Consider the following 20,374-nt stretch of genomic DNA (forward strand, 5'->3'; position numbering starts at 1 on the left):
CGCCGGTACTCGGTAATCGAGTGGCGCGCGCCCGTTTCGAGCTGCGGTGTGTGTCGAATATCAGCTGGCCTGGTGTAAATTCGGCAGGTGCATTCAGATCTTCTTGACGGCGTCCCAGCGCCATTGGAGCGCGTGCTCTTCGTTCACGCGCACCCCGACGACGAAACGATCACCACCGGTGGCACCATCGCGACTCTGGTGGAGAGCGGATCACAGGTCACGGTCGTCACCTGCACGCGGGGCGAGCTGGGAGAAGTGATCCCGGCTGACCTGCCCGGGCTGCAGGGCGACGGACCGCGCCTGGCGGAGGTTCGCACGGACGAACTAGCCGTAGCGATGGCGGCTCTGGGAGTCGTGGATCATCGCTTCCTCGGAGCCATCGGTGCCCGCTGGGTCGAACGGGAGCCACGACGCTACACGGACTCCGGCATGCGCTGGGGTCCGGACGGCGCGGAGCCGGCCGAAACCCTTTCGGAGGATGCTTTCTGCGCGGCGGACTTCGGTGAGGCCGCCGCTGACCTAGCGACCGTCATCGACGAAGTGAAGCCGGGTGCGGTGATCAGCTACGACTCGAACGGCGGCTACGGGCATCCGGATCACAAGCGGGCACACGCCATCGCTCGGCATGCCGCTGAGGTCATGGGCGTGCCGTTTTGGATCATCGACTCGGATGCGTCCGGCTCGACCCTGCGCGTGGATTTTTCCACCGTGCCAACAGTGCTCGATCGCAAGACCGCGGCGCTTGCCGCGCATCGCACCCAGATCGTGATCGAGGGCGATCAATTCTCGCTGTCCAGCGGCCCGAGCCATGCGATCGCAACCGTGGAAGGCTTCACCCGCCTTCGCACTGTGGCCCCTGACATGGTGGCGCTGACGGATCAGCGACTGTCGATCAGGGTGTTCGCCGGAATTCTCGCGGCCCTCGTCGCCGCAGTCTTCGGAGGGATCACCGTCGTCAACCACCAGTTCATCCCGATGATCTTCGGAGCGGCGATTCCGGTGGGAATCGTTGTGTCGATGCTGGTCATGGCGTGTTTGCTGGTCGGGCTGCGCATCGTCTTTCCCGGTCGCGTGATGACAGGATGCGCCGCGGTGGGTCTCCTCCTCGTCATCGGGCTGCTCTCGGTGCGGTCCACCGGAGGGTCCGTTCTGGTGCCGGCTAATACCGCCGGCTACACCCTGACCTACGGGTCGCTCGTGATCGCTGGAATCGTGCTTGCCTGGCCGAAATTCGGCACGTTTTCGCGGGATAAGCTTGCAAAAAGGCCTGTATCGAAAGGACCGATCCGACCGTGACTTACGTCATCGCCCTCCCGTGTGTGGATGTCAAAGACCGAGCGTGCATCGACGAATGTCCCGTCGACTGCATTTACGAGGGCGACCGCATGCTCTACATTCATCCCGACGAATGTGTCGACTGTGGTGCGTGTGAACCGGTCTGCCCGGTCGAGGCGATCTACTACGAAGACGACGTACCAGCGCAGTGGGCCGAGTACTACACGGCCAATGTGGAGTTCTTCGACGAGGTCGGCTCGCCCGGCGGAGCAGCAAAGATTGGCGTCATCCATAAGGACCACGCGATCATCACTGCCCTTGCCCCCCAGGCGCCTGCAGCCTGACCATGGCCCTCAGCCTGCCGGACTGGCCCTGGGATGCGCTCGAGCCGTACGCAACCCGGGCGAAGTCGCACCCGCACGGAGTGATCGACCTGTCTGTCGGCTCGCCGGTAGACCCGACTCCGATTCTCATTCGTGACTCGCTGGCTGCGGCGGCGGATTCCCATGCCTACCCACTCACCGCAGGCATGCCCGCCCTGCGTGAGGCGATCGTCGAGTGGTTCGGTCGTCGACGTGGTGTCGACGACCTCACCGTCGCCAATGTGCTGCCGACGATCGGCTCGAAGGAGTTCATCGCTGGTCTAGCGCTCTGGCTGGGCCTGGGTCCCGGCGACATCGTCGTGCAGCCGTCTCTTGCCTATCCCACCTATGCGGTCGGCGCAGCGCTGGTCGGTGCGACGGTCGTCTCCAGCGATGACCCGGCCGAGTGGCCGGTCGGCACCCGGCTGGTCTGGGTCAATAGTCCAGGAAACCCCGATGGCCGCATCCTCTCGGTTTCGCAGTTGGCCGCAGCGGTCGCCCGGGCCCGCGAACTCGGTGCGGTCATCGCCAGTGACGAGTGCTACGCGGAGCTCGGCTGGAGTGATGAGTTCGACACGACTGCGACCCCGAGCATCCTGGATCCCCGGGTCATTGCTGGCGATCGCAGCTCGGTGCTGTGTGTCTGTTCGCTGAGTAAGCAATCCAACCTCGCGGGATACCGCGCCGGTTTCGCGGCCGGCTGCAGCGACCTGATCGGGCAGTTGCTCACCGCGCGCAAGCACCTCGGTACGCTGCCGCCGGCACCGATTCAGGCGGCGATGATCACCGCGCTCGGTGACGACCACCATGTGCGCGCGCAAAAGGCGCTGTACCGTTCGCGGCGAGACCGGCTTAAGCCGGCGCTCGAGGCAGCGGGCTTTCGCATCGATGGCAGCGAGGGAGGCCTCTACCTCTGGGCTACCTCAGGCGGTGATGCCTGGTCGGCGGTCGCCCGTTTGGCGGATCTCGGTATTCTCGTCGTGCCGGGAACGTTCTACGGCGTGCAGACCTCCCAACACGTACGGGTTGCCCTCACCGCCACCGACACAGCCATCGATTCTGCGGTCAGCCGGCTCGCCGCGATCGTCCCGTCGGGCTAAATCTAGCGACTACCTCTAATGGCAGCGCGTTTTCCTTAGTGAGTTTCGATATCGACTCGGGTGCTGAGGCTGTGCACGCGTGCAATTAGGCTGTAATTGTGAATTCCGCTGTCAATGACCCTGCCGCCGATACGGCCACTCTCCGGTTTCCGGGTGGTTCTGCCGAGTTCCCCATCAAGGCGGGTGCAGATGGTGCTCACGCCATCGATATCTCCACATTCACCCGCCAGACCGGGTACACCACGCTCGACCCGGGCTTCGTCAATACCTCGGCGACGCAGAGCGCGATCACCTATATCGATGGTGACAGAGGCATCCTGCGCTATCGCGGGTACGCCATTGAGGATGTCGCGGCCAACTCCACCTATCTCGAAGTTGCGTGGCTGCTTATCTATGGCCAGCTCCCCTCCGCATCGGAGTTGTCCGCCTTCGAGGAGCGCGTGCGGCGCCATACCCTGCTGCACGAGGACCTGCGACGCTTCTTCGACGCCCTGCCCCATAACGCGCACCCGATGTCGGTGCTGTCAAGCGCTGTTTCGGCCCTGTCGACCTTCTACGAAGACTCGCTCAGCGTTCACGACCCGGAACAGGTCGAGCTCTCGACCATCCGCCTATTAGCCAAGTTGCCGGTGATTGCGGCCTACGCACACAAGAAAAGCCTCGGTCAGGCTTTCCTGTATCCGGATAACTCCCTGAGTTTCACCAACAACTTTCTCAAGCTCAACTTCGGCACGATGGCGGAGCCGTATGAGGCAAATCCAATGGTGTCGAAGGCCCTCGAGCGCCTCCTCATCCTGCACGAGGATCACGAACAGAATGCATCCACCTCCACGGTGCGGCTGGTCGGGTCAACCGAGGCCAATATGTTTGCGTCCATTTCGGCTGGCATCAACGCCCTGTACGGTCCGCTGCACGGCGGGGCGAATGAGGCGGTGCTCACAATGCTTGGCCAGATCAAGGAATCGGGCGAGTCGGTGGAGAAGTTCGTCGAGCGGGTGAAAAATAAGGAAGATGGCATCCGTCTGATGGGCTTTGGTCACCGGGTCTATAAAAACTTCGACCCGCGTGCCAGGCTCGTGAAGGAGAGCGCGGATGAGGTGCTCGCAGCCCTCGGCGTGAAGGACGACCTACTCGACATCGCAAAGGAACTCGAGGCCGTCGCACTGGCCGATGATTATTTCATCGAGCGCAAGCTCTACCCCAATGTGGACTTCTACACCGGTGTCATCTACAAAGCAATGGGATTTCCCTCTCGCATGTTCACGGTGCTGTTTGCGATTGGACGCCTCCCCGGATGGATCGCACACTGGCGCGAGATGAACAACGACCCGGCCACCAAGATCGGCCGACCGCAGCAGCTGTACGTCGGCGAGCCCCTGCGCGAGTGGCCAGTGCGCTAAAGTTTGTGCCCGGTCTGTGCTGCCCGAATCCGGGCGTGTTCGGCCACAACGGGCCGGCGTGCTGGCCCAGTGTGGCCGCAATGGCCCGCTTTCCCGGGCCAGCGGGGCGCGGGGCGGGCGCGCGCAGGTCAGGCGTGCAGCGCGGAGTTGAGCTCGATGCCGCGGCCACTTCGAGCGAGCACTTCGACCGCACCGGTGAGCGAATTGCGACGGAACAGAAGCCCGGCGACACCGGAGAGCTCGACGGCCTTCACCGTGCGAGGGGTGTCCCCGAGCACGGTCAGCTTCGTGCCAGCGGTGAGGTAGAGCCCAGCCTCGACCACAGAGTCGTCGCCGATCGAGATGCCGATGCCGGAGTTCGCACCGAGCAACGCGCGCCTGCCCACCGTCACGCGTTCGGTACCACCGCCCGACAGGGTACCCATGATGGAGGCCCCGCCGCCGACATCCGACCCGTCACCGATGACAACACCCTGCGAGACTCGGCCCTCGATCATCGACGCTCCGAGGGTACCGGCATTGAAGTTCACGAATCCCTCATGCATGACCGTGGTGCCGGGGGCGAGGTGGGCTCCGAGACGCACGCGCGAGGCATCCGCAATTCGCACCCGATCGGGCGAGACGTAATCGGTGAGGCGGGGAAACTTGTCGATCGAGTGTGCCGAGATCCCGAGGCGCTGCAGCGTCAACCGCTGGTCGGCGTAATCGAGCGGATGCACCGGACCGGCGTTCGTCCAGGCGACAGTCGGCAGGTGGCCGAACAGCCCATCAAGATTGATGGTGTTCGGCGCCACCACGAGGTGGCTCAACAGGTGGAGGCGCAGGTACGCATCCGGGGTGGATGAGGGAGCCGCAGCCAGGTTGATCTGCACCATCGCGAAGTCGACGGTCACGTTGCGGCGCGCATCGCGGCCGACGACGGAGGCGAAGTCGGCCGGTGCGATGTGCTGATCACGACCGGCCGGGAACGAACCGAGTGTCGGCGTGCGAAACCAAGTGTCGAGCACGGTGCCGTCGCCGGCGATGGTCACGAGTCCGTAGCCCCAGGCTGGTCGATCAGTCATGGGTCAAGATTAGCGAGAGCCAACTTATAAACTGACCGCATGTCCGCCGCGGAAAGTTCTGTGCCCACGATCGATCTCACAGCGTCCTCGATCGAGATTGCCCGTCAACTCTGTGACATTGAATCGGTCTCCGGCGGCGAACGCACCATCACTGACGCGATTGCCGCCGCACTCGCCCCGTTGACGCATCTCGAGATCATCCGGGATGGCGATGCGATTGTCGCCCGCACCACCTACGGTCACCCCCGTCGCGTGGTCATTGCGGGGCACACGGATACGGTTCCGCTCAACGACAACCTGCCGACGCGCTTCGAAACCGAGGATGGCATCGACTATCTCTGGGGTCGGGGAACGGTCGACATGAAAGCCGGCGTCGCAGTGCAGCTCAAGCTGGCCTCAGAGCTCGCGGAGACGGCAGTCGACCTCACTTGGATCTGGTACGACAATGAGGAGGTCGCCACGGATCTGAATGGGCTCGGGCGTCTTGCCGCCAACTGCCCGGAGCTGCTCGCCGGTGACTTCGCCATTCTCGGAGAGCCGACCAATTCTCGCGTCGAAGGGGGCTGCAACGGCACGATGCGCGTCGAACTGCGCACTGTGGGCGTTCGTGCCCACTCGGCACGGGCTTGGGTCGGTGTGAACGCGATCCACGCGGCGTCCCCGATCCTCGATATTCTCGCAGCCTATGAGCCTCGGTCGATCGAGGTCGATGGGCTCATCTACCGCGAGGGGCTCAACGCCGTGGCGATCAGTGGGGGAGTAGCCGGAAACGTGATCCCCGACGAGTGTGTAGTCACGGTGAACTACCGCTTCGCTCCTGATAAGGGAAGCGCCGACGCGGAAAGCTACCTGCGAAGTGTGTTCCCTGACCTCGCTCTCGTGGTCACCGACCGCGCAGACGGCGCTCGCCCCGGCCTCGATGCTCCGCTTGCTCGGCAATTTCTCGCCGCGGTCGGTGGGGAAGCGAAACCCAAATACGGCTGGACGGATGTCGCCCGCTTCGCCGCCCTCGGCATCCCCGCTGTCAATTACGGGCCGGGTGACCCGCTGCTGGCCCATACGGATAACGAGCGGGTGGCCGTCGATCAGATCACGGAGTGTGAACGCGGCTTGCGGGCGTGGCTATCCGTCTGACGCGGGTGCAGAGGCACTACCGACTGACACCGTGGTGGGCGAAGGTCGTCGTGATCTGGCTGATCTCCAGACTGGTCTCGACGTCTCTGCTCCTGGTCTTCGCCGGGTGGCAGGAGGAAACTATCCGCACCCGGGCACACCCGGGGCTCTCCGAATTCTCGCAACTCTGGGACAGCGCCTGGTACCACTACATCGCTTTCGCCGGCTATCCGAGCACTGTGCCACTATCCGGCGACGGTCGCGTCGCCGAAAATGCCTGGGCGTTCCAGCCGGCTTATCCCTTTCTAGTGCGGGGCATCGGGGAGGTCAGCGGGATGCCGTGGGAGACCACCTCGGTGCTGGTCTCGCTGCTGTTCTCACTCGCCGCCGCGCTGATGATCTACCGGCTGCTGCATCTCGTGCTCCCGGGGGAGACGGCGTTGTTCTCGGTCGTGTTGTTCTGTGTGGCACCGCTTTCCCCGCTGCTGCAGGTGGCCTATGCAGAATCGATGTTCCTGTTCTTTCTTGCCCTTGCCCTTTACCTCCTCGTGAAGCGCCGATACGCCGCGCTGTTTCCCGTCGTCGCCGTCATGGCGCTTACTCGTCCGAGCGGTCTGGCCTTCGCCTGTGCACTCGGTCTCCACCTGGTGCACCGCTGGTGGATTCGGCGTCGAGAGCCATTCCCGGCCGCACAGGTGCGCGCCGGGATCGCTCTCACCGCCTTCAGCCTGCTGATGGGCTTCGTCTGGAGTATTGCCGCATGGGTGGTGACCGGCTCTGCCTCCGCCTACACCGACACCGAGCTGGTTTGGCGCTCGAGCTTTATTGGATGGGGTCCCCTCGTGCCATTCACCCCGTGGGTTCAGGGTGCGCAATTCTGGGGTGACCAGTGGGATATCGGGGCTCTCGCCCTGCCGATTCTTGCGGTTATCGTCGTAGCATTTTTCGCTGCGCTGTTCACCCCGGCGGTGAAACGGCTCGGTCCGGAGCTGCGGATCTGGTGCGCGAGCTACGCCCTGTACCTTCTCGCGGTGTTCTTTCCCCAATCGAGTACTTTCCGGTTGCTGATGCCGCTGTTCCCACTCCTTGGGGCGGTGGCACTGCCACGATCTGCGGTGTACCGCGTCACGGTCGTCGCCCTGTCGATCGTCGGCCAATTCGCTTGGCTCTGGCTCTGCTGGTGGGTGAACGGCGTGGACTGGTCACCCCCGTAACCGCTGGTAGCACAGCCCCCGTTTTCGGGTTCAGGCGGAGTTACGAGATAATAGAGTCTTATTCCACGAAAGGGGATCCATCATGGCAGCCATGAAGCCGAGGACCGGAGACGGACCAATGGAGGCTGTTAAAGAGGGACGCCTCATTATCGTGCGCGTGCCGCTCGAAGGTGGGGGTCGCCTTGTCGTTTCGGTCAACGATGCCGAAGCGAAAGAACTGCACGACGCACTAGCCGGAGTCGTTGCGGCGGCCAGTTAGGGTGTGCGGTGGCCTTAGCGCTGGGTAACCTTACAGCTTGGTCACCTGAAGCAGTCCGTCGCCCACCGGTGACAGCGCACTGATCACGGCCGGGGATTCGGCCAACTCCGTAAGGAGTGACCGGAACCCGGTCACCGTGTCATCCCGCTGCGCCGGCTGGGCGACGCGATCGCGCCACAGCGCATGGGCCACGAGCAGAGTGCCTCCCGTCCGCAGGAGTCGAAGGCCATGCTCCACGTACTGGATCACGGACTTCGGGTCGGCATCCACGAACACGACATCGTAGGACTGCTCGTTCATGCGCGGCAGCACGTCGATGGCCCGACCCGCAATGAGCCGCACCCGGTTCGCCGGGACACCCGCTTCGAGAAATGTCTTTTTCGCAGACTGCTGAAAATCCAGTTCGAAGTCAATCGAGGTGAGGGTGGCCTCGGGGGCCCCGGTGAGCAGCCACAGGCCGCTCACGCCAACGCCGGTGCCGATCTCGATAATGCTCGTCGCGGCAGTGGCTGCCGTGATCACCGCGAGCTGGGCACCCATTGCCGGGCTCACCGCATCAATCCCCAATTCGATCGAATGCGCTCGTGCCTGGACTAGCGCCGCGTTTTCAACAATGTAGTCCTCAGCGAACTTCCAGCTCGACTCTTTGTCTGCCAATTCTGCTCCTCGTCCACTCCCCAGCGTAGGGGAGGGTGTGCGTCGTGGAGCGTTAGTCTTGGTGGGTGTTCGGCGGCCTGACTATTGATAAATTTGTCGTGATCCTAGTGATCGCGGTCTTTCTGCTTGGCCCGGAGCGAATTCCACACTATGCGGCGCAGCTCGGTCGCCTGGTGCGGAGCGTTCGCAACATGGCGGACGGCGCGAAAGAGCGCTTGCGCGAGGAGATGGGACCAGATTTCGACGACGTCGACTGGAAGAAGCTCGATCCTCGTCAGTATGACCCGCGCCGGATCATCCGCGAGGCACTGCTCGAGGATCCGGAGGCGCGCACAGATGTGCCGCTCACAATCGTGCAGCCGAACGGTGAGTCAGCCTATGCAAAACGCAAGCGGCTGATGGCCGAAAGCGCGGTGAGTGGCGCGACCGTCGGTGCTCCGTTCGACACCGAGGCGACGTAAGCGGATCGTCAGCTGCGGATCGTCAGCTGCGGATCGTCAGCCACATTCAAAGTTGCCCGCGGCGTTCGGCGCGGTCCCAGACCGAGCCTCTAGTATCGCGGCATGAGTGATGTAACTGGGTCTGTTGTTCTTGTGGTCGGAGCGTCCGGAGTGTTGGGCGCTGAAATAGCGCAGCGACTCGAAACCAGCGGTGCGACGGTGATTCGTGCCGGACGCACTCCGGAGCACCTGAGTGGTGCCGATACCTTTCTGGGCGATCTCACCGATGAGGCTGCTGCGGCAGCGATTGTCACCGCCGCGTTCGGCGTGCACGGCCGCCTCGACGGCGTGGTCATCGCGGCCGGAGTTGTGGCTTTCGGGCCGGCGACTGAGGTTCGTGATGACACCTTGCACCAGCTCTTCGAGGTGAATGCTCTCGCGCCGATGCGACTCATCCGCGAGGCAGCCCCCCACCTGGCGGCCTCGGCGGCGGCCGGTGGAAAGCCGTTCATCGTGACGCTCAGCGGCGTCGTTGCCGAGTCTCCGACGGCGGGCCTGGCAGCCTACTCGGCATCGAAGGCGGCGCTGGCAGCATTCGTGCAGGCCTCGTCGCGGGAATTGCGACGCTCCGGCATACGCATGCTGGATTGCCGCCAGGGCCACACCGAGACGGGATTGGCCACTCGCGCCATTGCCGGTACCGCCCCCGCGTTCCCGGCCGGCCTCGAGCCTGCAGCGGTCGCGGAGCGCATCGTACGCGGGATTCTCGACGACGAGAAGGACCTGCCAAGCACCGCTTTCTAATTCTGGCTTGGTCGGGCCGGCAACGTGCGGGCCTAGCTCTGGTGCTGGGCCTCGACAGCGCGTGCCACCTCGGTCAGGGCCTCGACGACAATCCGTACCGATGGGCGCTCGGCCCGATCGGGTCGCATCAGCGCCGAGATCTGACGGGTGGAGCGGATGCCGCTCAGCGGCCGGGTCACCAGACCGTTCTCGTGATCGCGGGTGGTGAAGCGTGGCAATATCCCGATCCCGTGCCCGGTGGCGACCAGGGCCTCGACGATGCCGTTGTCAAGGAACCGCTGGCCGATTCTCGCCGGAATGCCCGTGATGGCCTCCACTTGGCGCAGGATGCGATCGTAGGGGAAGCCGAGGGGTACACCGATCCAGGTGACGTCGACGAGATCCTTCGCCGAGAGGCTCGTCTTGCTGGCCAGAGGGTGCCCCTCCGGCAGTGCGATATCGAGCGGCTCATCCATCAGCTTCACCACGGCGAGGCCACGTTGGCGCCATGACGGCATCAGGCCGGGAGCATCCGCGATCACGATGTCGTAGTCGGGGGTGAGGTCGGCGAAGTCGGGATGCAGCGGATCCTGGTCGCTCGCGACGAGCGTGAGGTCGGGAATCTTGGCCACGGCATCCAGCAGCCCCGGCAGCAGCATCTGGCCGCCGGTGGGGAAGGTGGTGAGGGTGACTTCGCCGCGCGGGGAGAGCGTGAACTCTTTCCACACCGCATCGGCACGCTCGAGCGCGATGGCGACATCCGTTGCCGTCTGAGCGAGCATCCGCCCGGCACCGGTGAGCACTATGCCGCGCCCGGAGCGCCCAGTGAGGGGGAGCCCGGCCTCGCGTTCGAGCACTTTCAGCTGTTGTGACACCGCCGAGACCGTGCGGTTGGTTGCCAGTGCGACGGCCGTGACGCTGCCGCGTTCGGCGAGCTCACGAAGTAACTGCAAGCGATGTACGTCCATAAAGAAATTCTACACAGTGACTCTACTTCTATTTGATTGTGCTAAAGAGAAAATGGGTGTGGGATTAGAGAAATCAATCATCTGAAGCCATAGCCCGAGGTCACCATGTCTGTTTTCTTTATTCCTTCCGCCATTGCCGCTCTCTCCGTGTGGGGCATCGCCTCTGTTGTTGTCGTGAGCCTTCGCGACGGATACCGCCAGGCGCCGACCCGCGAGGTCTGACCGCCGCTGGACCAGTGAGGGTGCGTCAGCCGACGCTGAAGCCGAGCTTGCGGCCGGCGAGGCCGCGACCGAGGGCTGCAAGCTGATCGGCCACGGCGAGGATCGCCACGGATGCCGCATCCTGCGGATCTGACAGCACGATCGGCACTCCCGCATCGCCACCTTCGCGTAATGCAATGCTGAGCGGCACGGCAGCGAGCACCGGAACGGGTCGCTCCTGGCCAGCGGAAAGCCGAGCTGCGACATCCGCACCGCCCCCTGTGCCGAAGAGGTGGAGCACGCTGCCGTCGGATTGCACCAGCCCCGACATGTTCTCGATCACGCCGATCACGCGTTGGCCGGTCTGGCGAGCGACGGTTGCGCTGCGTTCGGCGACCTCGGCCGCAGCCCCCTGTGGAGTGGTGACCACGATCACCTCGGCGTGCGGAAGCAGCTGCCCAAGCGAGATCGCCACGTCGCCGGTGCCGGGGGGAAGGTCAAGAAGCAACACATCGAGGTCACCAAAATACACGTCGGTGAGGAATTGCTGGATCGTGCGGTGCAGCATCGGGCCGCGCCAGGACACGGCGGCGTTGTCCTCCACGAACATGCCGATCGAGATCACCTTCACGCCGTAGTTGATCGGCGGCAGGATCATCTCTCCCACCTTCGTCGGCTTTGCCCCGGAGAGCCCGAGGATGCCCGGAATCGAGAATCCGAAGACATCCGCGTCGATGAGACCGACAGCAAGTCCGCGGGCCGCGAGGGCAACCGCGAGATTAGCCGTGATGGTGGACTTGCCGACGCCACCCTTGCCGCTCGTAATGGCGATGATTCTGGTGAGCGACTGCGGGCCGAACTGCAACTCGCGTGATCGGCCACCGCGAAGCTTCTCGGTCAGCGCGTTGCGCTGGTCACGAGTCATGATGCTGACATTCACGGTCACCTGCGTGACACCGTCGACGGACGCAGCGGCCTCCTGCACATCGCGTTCGATGCTGTCGGCGGCGGGGCATCCGATGATCGTGAGGGTCAGCCCCACCGTGACGGCGCCGTCGGCCGTCGCCGTGACTTCCCCGATCATGTTGAGCTCGGTGATCGGCTTGCGGATCTCCGGGTCGATCACTTGGGACAGCGCATTGAGCACCCGCGGCCCGAGGGTCGCAGTCGTACTCAACTCGCCGTACCGTTGGGCATCCGGTCCTTCCCCAACTCCTCGAGCATGGCCCGCAATTCCGCCCTGATGAATTCTTTCGAGGCGAGCTCCTTCACGGCGAGCCGCAGCGAGACGACTTCGCGGGCGAGATACTCGGTGTCTGCGAGGGTGCGCTCGGCACGCTGTCTGTCCTGCTCGAACTGCACCCGGTCGCGATCGGCCTGGCGGTTTTGGGCCAGGAGGATGAGCGGGGCGGCGTACGACGCCTGCAGCGACAGGATCAGCGTGAGCAGGGTGAAGTTGGTCCCGATCGGGTCGAATTGCGACGCGGGTGGAGAGTAGCTGTTGTAGGCGAGCCAGGCGACGACGATCACCGTCATGCCGACTAAGAAATAAGACGTGCCCATGGCGCGGGCAAAACCCTCTGAGAAGCGTCCGACCCGGTCGCCGCCGCCCACGCGGGGAACGAATCGGTTGCGTAGGCCCTTGGGGGTGTCCAGGGAGTCAGAGCGACGAGCCATTGAGTGACCTCCGTGCGGCAGGAGCGATTACGGGGATAGTGCTGGTGTCGGCATTTTCCGGGGCGGGATCGTCGTCGTGACTTCGCCAGTCATCGGGCAGAAGGTAGTCGAGAATATCGTCAATGGTCACCACCCCGACCAAACGGTGGTTCTCGTCGACAACGGGCAGCGAGACGAGGTTGTAGCTTGCGAGCGTGCGGGCGACTTCGGCGGCGGATGCGTTGGCCTTCACCGGCTCGAGCTTGCGGTCGATCAGGGTGCCGAGTCGTTCCATGGGGGGGTAGCGCAGCATCCGCTGAAAATGAACCATGCCGAGAAATCGCCCGGTGGGTGGCTCGTAGGGCGGGAGGGTCACGCAGACCGCCGCGCCGAGGGCCGGGGCGAGTTCGTGGCGGCGGATGAGCGCAAGGCCCTCCGCAACGGTCGCATCGGCAGAAACGATGATGGGCTCCGGTGTCATAAGGCCGCCGGCGGTGTCTGGCGCGTAGGCGAGAAGCATGCGCACATCCTCGGCCTCCTCGGGCTGCATCAGGTCGAGAAGCACCTCGCCCCGCTCGTCGCTGAGCTGCGCGATGAGATCGGCCGCGTCATCCGGCTGCATCTGGTCGAGAACGTCGGCGGCACGGTCGTCGTCGAGCTGGTTCAGGATGTCGACCTGCTCACTTTCGGGCATCTCCTCGAGCACGTCGGCGAGACGCTCGTCGCTCATCTCCTCGGCGACTTCGAGCATCCGCTGTTCGGGAAGGTCGAGCAGCGCGTTCGCGAGGTCGGCCGGGAGCAGGTCTTCGTAGGTGGCGAGCAGTTGGGTGGCTGACTGTGCCTCGCCAGTGGATCGCTCCCGCATTCCGCCCCAGGGAGAGAACAGGGTCTGCCCCTTGGCGAATGGTGAGGAACTCGTCTTCGGCCGGCGCAGGAAGAGCTCATTGACCGCCCACTCGCCCGCACCCTTTTCCACGATCGCAACATCCTCGATGGTGGCGCTTCCGGATTTGTCAACAAGAGTGACATCGCGGCCGAGCATCTCCGCGATCACCCGTGTCTCACCGCCGCGCTGTTCGAAACGGCGCAGATTGATGAGGCCGGTGGTGATGACCTGGCCGGATCCGAAGCTCGTCACCCTCCCGATCGAGAGGAAGACCCGGCGTTTTCCCGGCACCTCGACGATGAGGCCGATCACCCGCGGTGGCTCCTTCAGCCGATAGACCACGAGTACGTCGCGAACGCGGCCGACTTTGTCACCCGCGGGGTCGAAAACGGGACACCCGGCAAGTCGGGCGACGAAGACTCGTGCGGCGCTCACAGATCTAACTTAGACCTTCCGAACGGGCGAAGAGGATAATGGCACCATGACCAATCGCAGCCCGCTCACTCCCCGTGGCCGTCTCATCCCGACGCTCCCGAAGGGCGACGTGCTTGGCACCTACGATACCTACTTCGAAGCGCAAGCAGTGGTGGACCGACTTGCCAAAGCCGACTTCCCGGTGAAGCAGGTCGCCATTGTCGGCAGCGACCTCAAGACGGTCGAGCGCGTCACCGGCAAACTCACTTACGGTCGCGCAGCGGGGGCCGGGGCTGCAAGTGGCGCCTGGTTCGGGCTCTTCATCGGCGTTCTGTTCACCTTCGGCGGCACGGGTACGGTGCTGCAGTATGTGATTGCGGCAGTGATCATCGGCGCCGGCTTCGGAGCGATGTTCGGCGTGGCCGCGACCGCCGTCACCCGCCGCACCCGCGACTTCACCTCCACGCACCAGGTGCTGGCCAGCCGTTACGAGATTGTCGTCGATCCCAATCTGCTCTCGAAAGCGCAGGACGCGCTGTTGCGCACGGCCTGAGAAACCGGGCAGTGCGCTCAGCGCAGCCAGGCTTCCACGTCATCCGCTGTTCTCGGGATTGAGATCGAGAGGTTTTCGGCTCCGTCCTCGGTGACCAGGATGTTGTCTTCGATCCGCACTCCGATACCGCGGAACTCCTGCGGCACGGTCAGATCATCGGGTTGAAAATACAGCCCGGGCTCGATTGTGAACACCATTCCGGCCTCGAGCACACCGTCGAGGTAGAGATCGCGACGGGCCTGGGCACAATCGTGCACGTCGATGCCGAGGTGGTGCGAGGTGCCGTGCACCATGTAACGCCGGTGGAACTGGTTATCCGGCAGTATCGACTCCTCGGCGCTCACCGGTAGAAAACCCCACTCGGCGGTCTTTCTGGCGATCACTGCCATCGCGGTCGCATGGATCTCGCGGAAGCGGATGCCCGGCCGCACGGTCGCAAAGGCGGCATCCGCAGCCTCCAGCACGGCCTCGTAGACTCGCCGCTGGGTCTGGCTGAAGACCCCGTTCACGGGCAGCGTGCGGGTGATGTCGGCGGTGTACAGGCTGTCGAGCTCGATGCCGGCATCCATCAGGATCAGGTCGCCAGGCACCACCGCGCCGTCATTGCGGGTCCAGTGCAGGATGCAGGCGTGCGGCCCCGATGCGGCGATGGTGTCGTAGCCGACCGCATTGCCCTCGGCTCGGGCACGGCGGTTGAAGGTGCCCTCCACCAGCCGCTCGCCCCGCTCATGGGCCACGATCGCGTCGCGGTCGGCGATCACGTCGTCGAACCCCTTCTTCGTGGCGGCGACGGCCTGTCGCATCTGCACGATCTCCCAGGGATCCTTCACCAGCCGAAGCTCGGAGAGGTCGCGGGAGAAGGTCTCGTCAGCGGCCATGAACGGGTTGCCATCGGCAACGAACGCGAAATTACCGTCGTCGTCGACGTTCTGGGCGATGATCCGCCTTCTATCGACTTGCTCCGTGAGATCACGATCGACCTCGCGGAGGATGATCGTGCCGACGTCGACCGAGTCGAGTACATGCTCGAATTCCGCGAGATCGGCGGTGAGAAGTCCAAGATCCGTTGCAACATGCGCGAGAGACGGACGCGGTCCGGTCCAGAATTCGCCGATGTCCGAGTTTGCGTAAAACTCGTCCGAGTCTCGACCGGCGGCCTTGCGAAAGTACAGGGTGGCGGTGTGGCCCTGAGCTGTTGGCTCGAGCACGAGCACGCTGGCGGCCACGCAGTCACTCGCCCAGCCGGTGAGATGGGAGAAGGCAGAATGGGCACGGTAGGGATAATCGGTGTCGTTCGATCGCACCTTGGCGGCACCGGCGGGGATTACCAGGCGCATCCCCACATACAGTGCCGAGAGTCGGCTGCGGCGTTCCGCAGCCCAGGCGGCCTGCTCTCGCGGCTTCGGTTTGACCTCGTCGCGCTCGGCCCATTCGCCCGAGATGAACTGCCGAAACGTCTCGGAGACGGGCACGGTAGAACGGTTGGAGGTCGCGCGGGGCGCGGGTGCATTGTTGTCGGCCATGCCTCCATTCTCCACCGCGGCATCCGATCGGACGAGCGCAGAGCCTCAGGTTATGCCTGCGCTGCTAATCCTGCGCTGCTGCGGATTAGGGCGCTGCGGCGCGCAGTCGCGCCACGAGTGGCCGATGGTCGCTGCCCGCGCCATCGAGATTCTCGACCACGCGCACACCGACCACCGCCCAGTTATTCGTGGCCATCACGTGATCAATCGGTGCGCCAAGCAGGGCAGGCACTCCGGTCGGCCAGCTCCCCATAGCGCCCGTTTTCGCCTGCACTGCGGCATCTGTGCACGCCCCAAGGGTTGTACCGGGCGCCGAACCGAGGCCGGCCAGGTGATCGAGAGTGGCGTTAAAATCACCGGCGAGAATCACATTCCCCGACCGGCATGCGCCCGCAAGCCAGCGCAGGTCAGCGTTCCAGTTTGCGAGTTCGCTCAGCAGCGGCGCAACGGCATGCACTGCGACGATTCTCGGACCTGCACCGCTGTCGGGCACCATGACGAGACTCGGAAGGGTGAGGGTAGATCCGGCCGCTGTATCGAGGTGATAGGCACCGAGTGCGGTGCTGATCAGCACGGAGGTGGAACGAGCCTTCGAGACCAGACCGTGCGCAACGGTATGCGAGATCATCGGAAGTCCGGCGGCCGTCATCAGCACGGCGACAGCCTTCGCAGTTTCTTCGGTCGTCTCGGGGAGCGACACGATATCCGCATCGGAGTCGATCGCGAGTCGTGCGATCGCCGTCGGTCCAGGTGCATCGCCGAGAGTGTTCCACGACATCACGGTGAGGTCAGTGGCCGCCCGTGCGGGCTGGGAAGTGTCACCGAACCCTCGGCTTGCCAGCACTGCAGCGTTGACCAACGCGAACACGAGGGCGAGAGCGGCCAGCGACAGGCCGAGCCGCCGAAAGCGTCGGCTCGCGGCTGCGAGCACGAGCAACACGACGAGTACGAGGAATGCCGCGACTGCTGCGGCGCCACGGAATGACACCAGCTGAGCGATGCCGGCGACGCGTTGCACAGAGAAAAGCTGTGGCCAGCCGAGCACAAGAGCAAACGCCGACAGTGCGATGAGCAGCAGGGCAGCGAGCAGACGGCGGAACATCGAGCCCCACCCTAACGGCAATAGAGTTGAACAATGCCTCGACCGATAGACCTGCACACCCACAGCAGCGTCTCGGACGGCACCGAAACCCCGACCGAGCTCGTGCAGGCTGCGGTGGCCGCCGACCTCGGGACTGTGGCGATCACCGACCACGATTCGACTGCGGGCTGGCCGGAGGCTTTCGCCGCGGCATCCGGAACCGGGCTCACGGTGATTCCCGGTATGGAGCTGAGCACAAACTTTGGACCGGCGAGCGTTCACATGCTTGCGTACCTTTTCGATCCGACGGATGAGACGGTGATCGCGGAAACCGCACGGATTCGCGACGGGCGGGCACGCCGCGCGGAACGCATCGTCGAACGCATTGCTGTCGACTACGACATCTGCTGGGCCGACGTGCTTGCCCAGTCGGTAGATGGGGGGACCCTCGGCCGACCGCACATCGCGGACGCCCTGGTGGCGAAGGGGCTCGTGAGTGATCGCAACGCGGCTTTTGCCAGCATCCTGCACTGGCAAAGCGGTTATTACGAGAAGTATTACGCGCCGTCACCGCTCGAGGGAGTGCGGATGATCGTGGCCGCTGGCGGGGTGCCGGTGCTCGCGCACCCGGCCACTCAGGGTCGGTACCGGGTGATCGAGGAACGCGCGATTGCTGAGCTGGTGACTGCAGGGCTCTTCGGCCTGGAGATCCACCATCGCGACAACACCGAAGATGGCAAGGTGAGACTCTTTGAGCTCGCGCGAAAATACAACCTGGTCGTGACCGGTTCAAGTGATTACCACGGCGAGGGCAAGCACAACCGGCTCGGTGAGAACACCACTGAGCCGGAGGCTCTGGAACGAATCATCGCGGCGGCGAAGGGATCGGTTCCCGTCTGGGGCTGACCGTTCGAGCGTGAACGATGGGTTCGCCCGTTCCGCAAGCGACGTGATCAGCCTAGGCGGGCGGGGGCGTGTTGCCTGCTCCACCGCGGCGTGAGCGAGTGCGGCGGCGACGCGCTGGCGACGCGCCATCGTGGGTTCCGCCGCCCTCGGAGCTTTCGCGCACGACATCCGTGGAGCCTTCGTTTCGGGTGCGCGGGGGACGCCCTCCGGATGCCGGGGCACCGCTGCTTCCCCCACGGGCACCACCATCGCGGCCGCCACTGCTGCGGCCGCCACTGCTGCGGCTGCCACTGTCGCGACTACCACTGTCGCGTCCACTACTGTCACGCGCGGCTCCGTCGCGGCTGCCTCCCGAGCGACCCCCGCGGTCGCTGTCTGCCGGACGCGGCTCGCGTGCGCGCACGGGGCCGGCCGACGCGAGGCGCCCCTTGGTGCCCTGCGGGATGTCGAGGTCGGTGAAGAGGTGCGGTGAAGAGGAGTAGGTCTCCACGGGCTCCGGCTGGCCCATATCGAGCGCCTTGTTAATCGCAGCCCACTTGTGCATGTCGTCCCAGTCGACGAAGGTGACCGCGATACCCGTCTTGCCCGCGCGGCCGGTGCGGCCGGCGCGGTGCAGGTAGGTGTCGTCATCATCCGGAATCGTGTGGTTTATCACGTGTGTCACGTCATTGACGTCGATACCTCGGGCCGCGACATCCGTTGCGATCAGAATGTCCTTCTTACCGGCCTTGAACGCCGCCATCGCCCGCTCGCGCTGCTCCTGATTGAGGTCGCCATGCACGGCGGCGGCGTTGAAACCGCGGTCGTTGAGCTCTTCGACGAGCTTGGCGGCTGCCCGCTTCGTACGGGTGAAGACGACGGTCTTGCCCCGCCCCTCGGCCTGGAGGATGCGGGCGATGACCTCATCCTTGTCCATCGAGTGGGCGCGGTAGACGACGTGCTTGATGTTGGCCTGAGTGCGGCCCTCGTTCGGATCCGTCGCGCGGATGTGAATAGGCCGGTTCATGAAGCGACGCGCCAGGGCCACGATCGGGCCGGGCATCGTGGCGGAGAACAGCATGGTGTGGCGGGTCGGGTTGGTCTGCGCGAAGAGTTTCTCGATGTCGGAGAGGAACCCCAGGTCGAGCATCTTGTCAGCCTCGTCGAGCACCATCACGGTGACATCCTTGAGCGAGAGCATCCGCTGACTCGCGAGGTCGAGGAGGCGGCCGGGGGTGCCGACTACGACCTGGGCTCCGGCCTTGAGCTGCTCGACCTGGCCCTCATAGGCCTTGCCACCGTAGATCGCCGCAACCTGGGTGCCGCGATTGGATGCCGCGAGCACGAGGTCTTCGGCCACCTGGATGCACAGCTCGCGGGTCGGCACGACAACAAGCGCCTTGACGCCCGGCGCAGGGTTGAGGCCGAGCGACTGGAGGAGAGGGAGCCCGAAGCCGAGGGTCTTACCCGTTCCCGTCTTGGCCTGACCGATGATGTCCTGACCGCCGAGTCCCATGGGGATTGTCTGGGCCTGGATCGGGAATGGCTCGATGATGCCTTTGGTTGCGAGCGCGTCGACCATGTCCTGATCGATACCGAGCGTTGTGAAAGTAATGGGATCTGAAAAAGTAGTGATGATTGGGGCCCTGTCTGCAAGCGGCTACGCCCGCTTTGACCTGGGGCGTGCTGAGCCTCCACCAGAAATGGGAGGCATTACCAGCAGTTTAGCCTTCTGCGGCCTCTTCAGTGCCTTCGGAAGGGGCGGCGGCCTGTCGCGGATAGGCTGTCCCCGTGGTTTTCTTGTTTTCTCGACGCCCCCGGCGCACAGATGTTGCCAGGCCCAAGCCCCGGCGCGAGCCAGTCGCGCAGGTCGACCGTGTCGACCTCGCCGAACTGACCCCCGATTTGCTCCCCTATCTCGGCCAAGCCGCCTACGTGCAGCTTGCGCTGTTCGAGACGCTCGGCCACGCGGTGAGTGTCGCACCGACTGCCGCGTCGAAGGTCGCCATCAGTCGTGTCGCTGCCCTGGCACTGGCAAAGCATCACGGTCTTGCCGCAGAGATCAAGAGACTCGGGCACGAGCCGGGACCGGTCATGGCCCCCTTTGCTGCGCGCATCGATGAGTATGCCCGCACCACCCTCGGTGCGGACTGGTATGAAATGCTGGTGACGGCATATCTCACCGCCGGTCTCCTCGGTGACTTTCAACTGCAGCTGGCGCAGGGACTGTCCGCCGACGCGCGGACGCGCATCATCCTGCTGCTTTCGGGTGATGACGGGCACGCGCTGCTCGTGGATGAGCTGCGAGCGGCCATCGACACCAACGCGCGGCTCGCCCCGCGGCTCGCCATGTGGGGCCGTCGGCTGGTGGGCGACACGCTGTTGATTGCGCGGTCATCGCTGACAAACATCAGTGACTCGCATCGCAACGAAGCTCGACTGGAGCCGGCGTTCACCGAGCTGATTGCCGCGCATACGCGACGGATGGATTCGCTCGGCCTGACGGCCTGAGCGCCTGTCCACCGCCGCCGCACAGCTGT

The 20,374-nt window shown here is 64.5% G+C and carries 21 protein-coding genes; 12 read left to right on the plus strand and 9 right to left on the minus strand.

All coding sequences use genetic code 11. From position 1 onward, the window contains the following. Positions 1–87: 87 nt before the first annotated feature. The 4 genes from IWX88_RS05425 (at position 88) to IWX88_RS05440 (ending at position 4,137) form a co-directional block, all read left to right on the plus strand. The gene (locus tag IWX88_RS05425; protein WP_196828080.1) at positions 88–1,296 is read left to right on the plus strand and encodes a PIG-L family deacetylase; all 1,209 of its coding nucleotides are present in this window, start codon (positions 88–90) and stop codon (positions 1,294–1,296) included. Then, positions 1,293–1,619 (plus strand): ferredoxin, encoded by a 327-nt coding sequence (fdxA, locus tag IWX88_RS05430; protein WP_196828082.1) that lies wholly within the window; start codon positions 1,293–1,295, stop codon positions 1,617–1,619. Before IWX88_RS05425 ends, fdxA begins: the two co-directional genes overlap by 4 nt. A 2-nt stretch (positions 1,620–1,621) precedes the next feature. Beyond that, positions 1,622–2,737, plus strand: coding sequence for a succinyldiaminopimelate transaminase (dapC, locus tag IWX88_RS05435; protein ID WP_196828084.1), 1,116 nt, complete (start codon positions 1,622–1,624; stop codon positions 2,735–2,737). Positions 2,738–2,835: 98 nt separating this feature from the next. Then, positions 2,836–4,137 carry a citrate synthase gene (locus IWX88_RS05440; RefSeq protein WP_196828086.1) on the plus strand — a complete coding sequence of 434 codons (1,302 nt, stop codon included), beginning with the start codon at positions 2,836–2,838 and terminating at the stop codon, positions 4,135–4,137. A 128-nt stretch (positions 4,138–4,265) separates the two neighbouring features. On the opposite strand, the gene dapD is transcribed toward IWX88_RS05440, so the two are convergent. Continuing rightward, positions 4,266–5,201 (minus strand): 2,3,4,5-tetrahydropyridine-2,6-dicarboxylate N-succinyltransferase, encoded by a 936-nt coding sequence (gene dapD / locus IWX88_RS05445; protein ID WP_196828088.1) that lies wholly within the window; start codon positions 5,199–5,201, stop codon positions 4,266–4,268. Positions 5,202–5,240: 39 nt separating this feature from the next. On the opposite strand from dapD, the gene dapE reads away from it, so the two are divergent. The 3 genes from dapE (at position 5,241) to IWX88_RS05460 (ending at position 7,787) form a co-directional block, all read left to right on the plus strand. After that, positions 5,241–6,335, plus strand: a complete 1,095-nt coding sequence (dapE, locus tag IWX88_RS05450; protein ID WP_196828090.1) for a succinyl-diaminopimelate desuccinylase — start codon at positions 5,241–5,243, stop codon at positions 6,333–6,335. After that, positions 6,320–7,528: a hypothetical protein gene (locus IWX88_RS05455; RefSeq protein WP_370568189.1), complete on the plus strand. Its 1,209-nt coding sequence runs from the start codon at positions 6,320–6,322 to the stop codon at positions 7,526–7,528. The genes dapE and IWX88_RS05455 overlap by 16 nt, the downstream gene beginning before the upstream one ends. An 82-nt stretch (positions 7,529–7,610) precedes the next feature. Continuing rightward, complete coding sequence (locus IWX88_RS05460; protein ID WP_165063777.1) at positions 7,611–7,787, plus strand: DUF3117 domain-containing protein; 177 nt, start codon at positions 7,611–7,613, stop codon at positions 7,785–7,787. A gap of 30 nt (positions 7,788–7,817) precedes the next feature. Here the strand turns inward: IWX88_RS05460 and IWX88_RS05465 are convergent, their stop codons facing one another. Continuing rightward, positions 7,818–8,444 carry an O-methyltransferase gene (locus IWX88_RS05465; protein ID WP_196828092.1) on the minus strand — a complete coding sequence of 209 codons (627 nt, stop codon included), beginning with the start codon at positions 8,442–8,444 and terminating at the stop codon, positions 7,818–7,820. Between the two features lie 65 nt (positions 8,445–8,509). Between IWX88_RS05465 and IWX88_RS05470 the strand changes: the two genes are divergently transcribed. Together IWX88_RS05470 and IWX88_RS05475 are read left to right on the plus strand one after the other, a co-directional pair. Then, on the plus strand, positions 8,510–8,905 hold the full coding sequence (locus IWX88_RS05470) for a twin-arginine translocase TatA/TatE family subunit (protein WP_196828094.1): 396 nt from the start codon (positions 8,510–8,512) through the stop codon (positions 8,903–8,905). 102 nt (positions 8,906–9,007) lie between these two features. Continuing rightward, entirely contained in the window at positions 9,008–9,688 is a 681-nt protein-coding gene (locus IWX88_RS05475; protein ID WP_196828096.1) for an SDR family oxidoreductase, read from the plus strand. A 32-nt stretch (positions 9,689–9,720) separates the two neighbouring features. Here IWX88_RS05475 and IWX88_RS05480 read toward each other — a convergent pair whose 3' ends face one another. The 4 genes from IWX88_RS05480 to IWX88_RS05495 form a co-directional block, all read right to left on the minus strand. Continuing rightward, positions 9,721–10,635 carry a LysR family transcriptional regulator gene (locus IWX88_RS05480; protein WP_196828098.1) on the minus strand — a complete coding sequence of 305 codons (915 nt, stop codon included), beginning with the start codon at positions 10,633–10,635 and terminating at the stop codon, positions 9,721–9,723. Positions 10,636–10,882: 247 nt separating this feature from the next. After that, a complete protein-coding gene (locus IWX88_RS05485) occupies positions 10,883–12,013 on the minus strand; it encodes an Mrp/NBP35 family ATP-binding protein (RefSeq protein ID WP_231368912.1) in 1,131 nt (376 codons plus the stop codon). Next, positions 12,010–12,513 (minus strand): DUF1003 domain-containing protein, encoded by a 504-nt coding sequence (locus IWX88_RS05490; protein ID WP_196828100.1) that lies wholly within the window; start codon positions 12,511–12,513, stop codon positions 12,010–12,012. Before IWX88_RS05490 ends, IWX88_RS05485 begins: the two co-directional genes overlap by 4 nt. After that, positions 12,497–13,813 carry a magnesium transporter MgtE N-terminal domain-containing protein gene (locus tag IWX88_RS05495; protein WP_196828102.1) on the minus strand — a complete coding sequence of 439 codons (1,317 nt, stop codon included), beginning with the start codon at positions 13,811–13,813 and terminating at the stop codon, positions 12,497–12,499. Before IWX88_RS05495 ends, IWX88_RS05490 begins: the two co-directional genes overlap by 17 nt. Before the next feature lie 46 nt (positions 13,814–13,859). On the opposite strand from IWX88_RS05495, the gene IWX88_RS05500 reads away from it, so the two are divergent. Further along, a complete protein-coding gene (locus tag IWX88_RS05500; RefSeq protein ID WP_196828104.1) occupies positions 13,860–14,345 on the plus strand; it encodes a general stress protein in 486 nt (161 codons plus the stop codon). 17 nt (positions 14,346–14,362) lie between these two features. On the opposite strand, the gene IWX88_RS05505 is transcribed toward IWX88_RS05500, so the two are convergent. Both IWX88_RS05505 and IWX88_RS05510 read right to left on the minus strand, forming a co-directional pair. Next, a complete protein-coding gene (locus tag IWX88_RS05505) occupies positions 14,363–15,868 on the minus strand; it encodes an aminopeptidase P family protein (RefSeq protein WP_196828106.1) in 1,506 nt (501 codons plus the stop codon). Positions 15,869–15,953: 85 nt separating this feature from the next. Continuing rightward, positions 15,954–16,970: an endonuclease/exonuclease/phosphatase family protein gene (locus tag IWX88_RS05510; RefSeq protein WP_196828108.1), complete on the minus strand. Its 1,017-nt coding sequence runs from the start codon at positions 16,968–16,970 to the stop codon at positions 15,954–15,956. A gap of 33 nt (positions 16,971–17,003) precedes the next feature. Here IWX88_RS05510 and IWX88_RS05515 point away from each other — a divergent pair, with 33 nt between their 5' ends. After that, positions 17,004–17,855, plus strand: a complete 852-nt coding sequence (locus IWX88_RS05515) for a PHP domain-containing protein (protein ID WP_196828110.1) — start codon at positions 17,004–17,006, stop codon at positions 17,853–17,855. Between the two features lie 52 nt (positions 17,856–17,907). Here the strand turns inward: IWX88_RS05515 and IWX88_RS05520 are convergent, their stop codons facing one another. Beyond that, entirely contained in the window at positions 17,908–19,449 is a 1,542-nt protein-coding gene (locus tag IWX88_RS05520) for a DEAD/DEAH box helicase (RefSeq protein WP_196828879.1), read from the minus strand. Positions 19,450–19,625: 176 nt separating this feature from the next. Between IWX88_RS05520 and IWX88_RS05525 the strand changes: the two genes are divergently transcribed. Further along, positions 19,626–20,345, plus strand: coding sequence for a ferritin-like fold-containing protein (locus IWX88_RS05525; RefSeq protein ID WP_196828112.1), 720 nt, complete (start codon positions 19,626–19,628; stop codon positions 20,343–20,345). Positions 20,346–20,374: the final 29 nt, after the last annotated feature.

The organism is Frigoribacterium sp. CG_9.8, assembly GCF_015751965.1.
Classification (GTDB): domain Bacteria; phylum Actinomycetota; class Actinomycetes; order Actinomycetales; family Microbacteriaceae; genus Lacisediminihabitans.

Excerpts from the sequence above, each read along its gene's own strand:
- IWX88_RS05490 (WP_196828100.1), bottom strand. The coding sequence starts at position 12,513 with ATGGCTCGTCGCTCTGACTCCCTGGACACCCCCAAGGGCCTACGCAAC.
- dapE (WP_196828090.1), top strand. The coding sequence starts at position 5,241 with ATGTCCGCCGCGGAAAGTTCTGTGCCCACGATCGATCTCACAGCGTCC.
- IWX88_RS05510 (WP_196828108.1), bottom strand. The coding sequence starts at position 16,970 with ATGTTCCGCCGTCTGCTCGCTGCCCTGCTGCTCATCGCACTGTCGGCG.
- IWX88_RS05505 (WP_196828106.1), bottom strand. The coding sequence starts at position 15,868 with ATGGCCGACAACAATGCACCCGCGCCCCGCGCGACCTCCAACCGTTCT.
- dapD (WP_196828088.1), bottom strand. The coding sequence starts at position 5,201 with ATGACTGATCGACCAGCCTGGGGCTACGGACTCGTGACCATCGCCGGC.
- dapC (WP_196828084.1), top strand. The coding sequence starts at position 1,622 with ATGGCCCTCAGCCTGCCGGACTGGCCCTGGGATGCGCTCGAGCCGTAC.
- IWX88_RS05500 (WP_196828104.1), top strand. The coding sequence starts at position 13,860 with ATGACCAATCGCAGCCCGCTCACTCCCCGTGGCCGTCTCATCCCGACG.
- IWX88_RS05475 (WP_196828096.1), top strand. The coding sequence starts at position 9,008 with ATGAGTGATGTAACTGGGTCTGTTGTTCTTGTGGTCGGAGCGTCCGGA.
- IWX88_RS05515 (WP_196828110.1), top strand. The coding sequence starts at position 17,004 with ATGCCTCGACCGATAGACCTGCACACCCACAGCAGCGTCTCGGACGGC.
- IWX88_RS05480 (WP_196828098.1), bottom strand. The coding sequence starts at position 10,635 with ATGGACGTACATCGCTTGCAGTTACTTCGTGAGCTCGCCGAACGCGGC.
- IWX88_RS05460 (WP_165063777.1), top strand. The coding sequence starts at position 7,611 with ATGGCAGCCATGAAGCCGAGGACCGGAGACGGACCAATGGAGGCTGTT.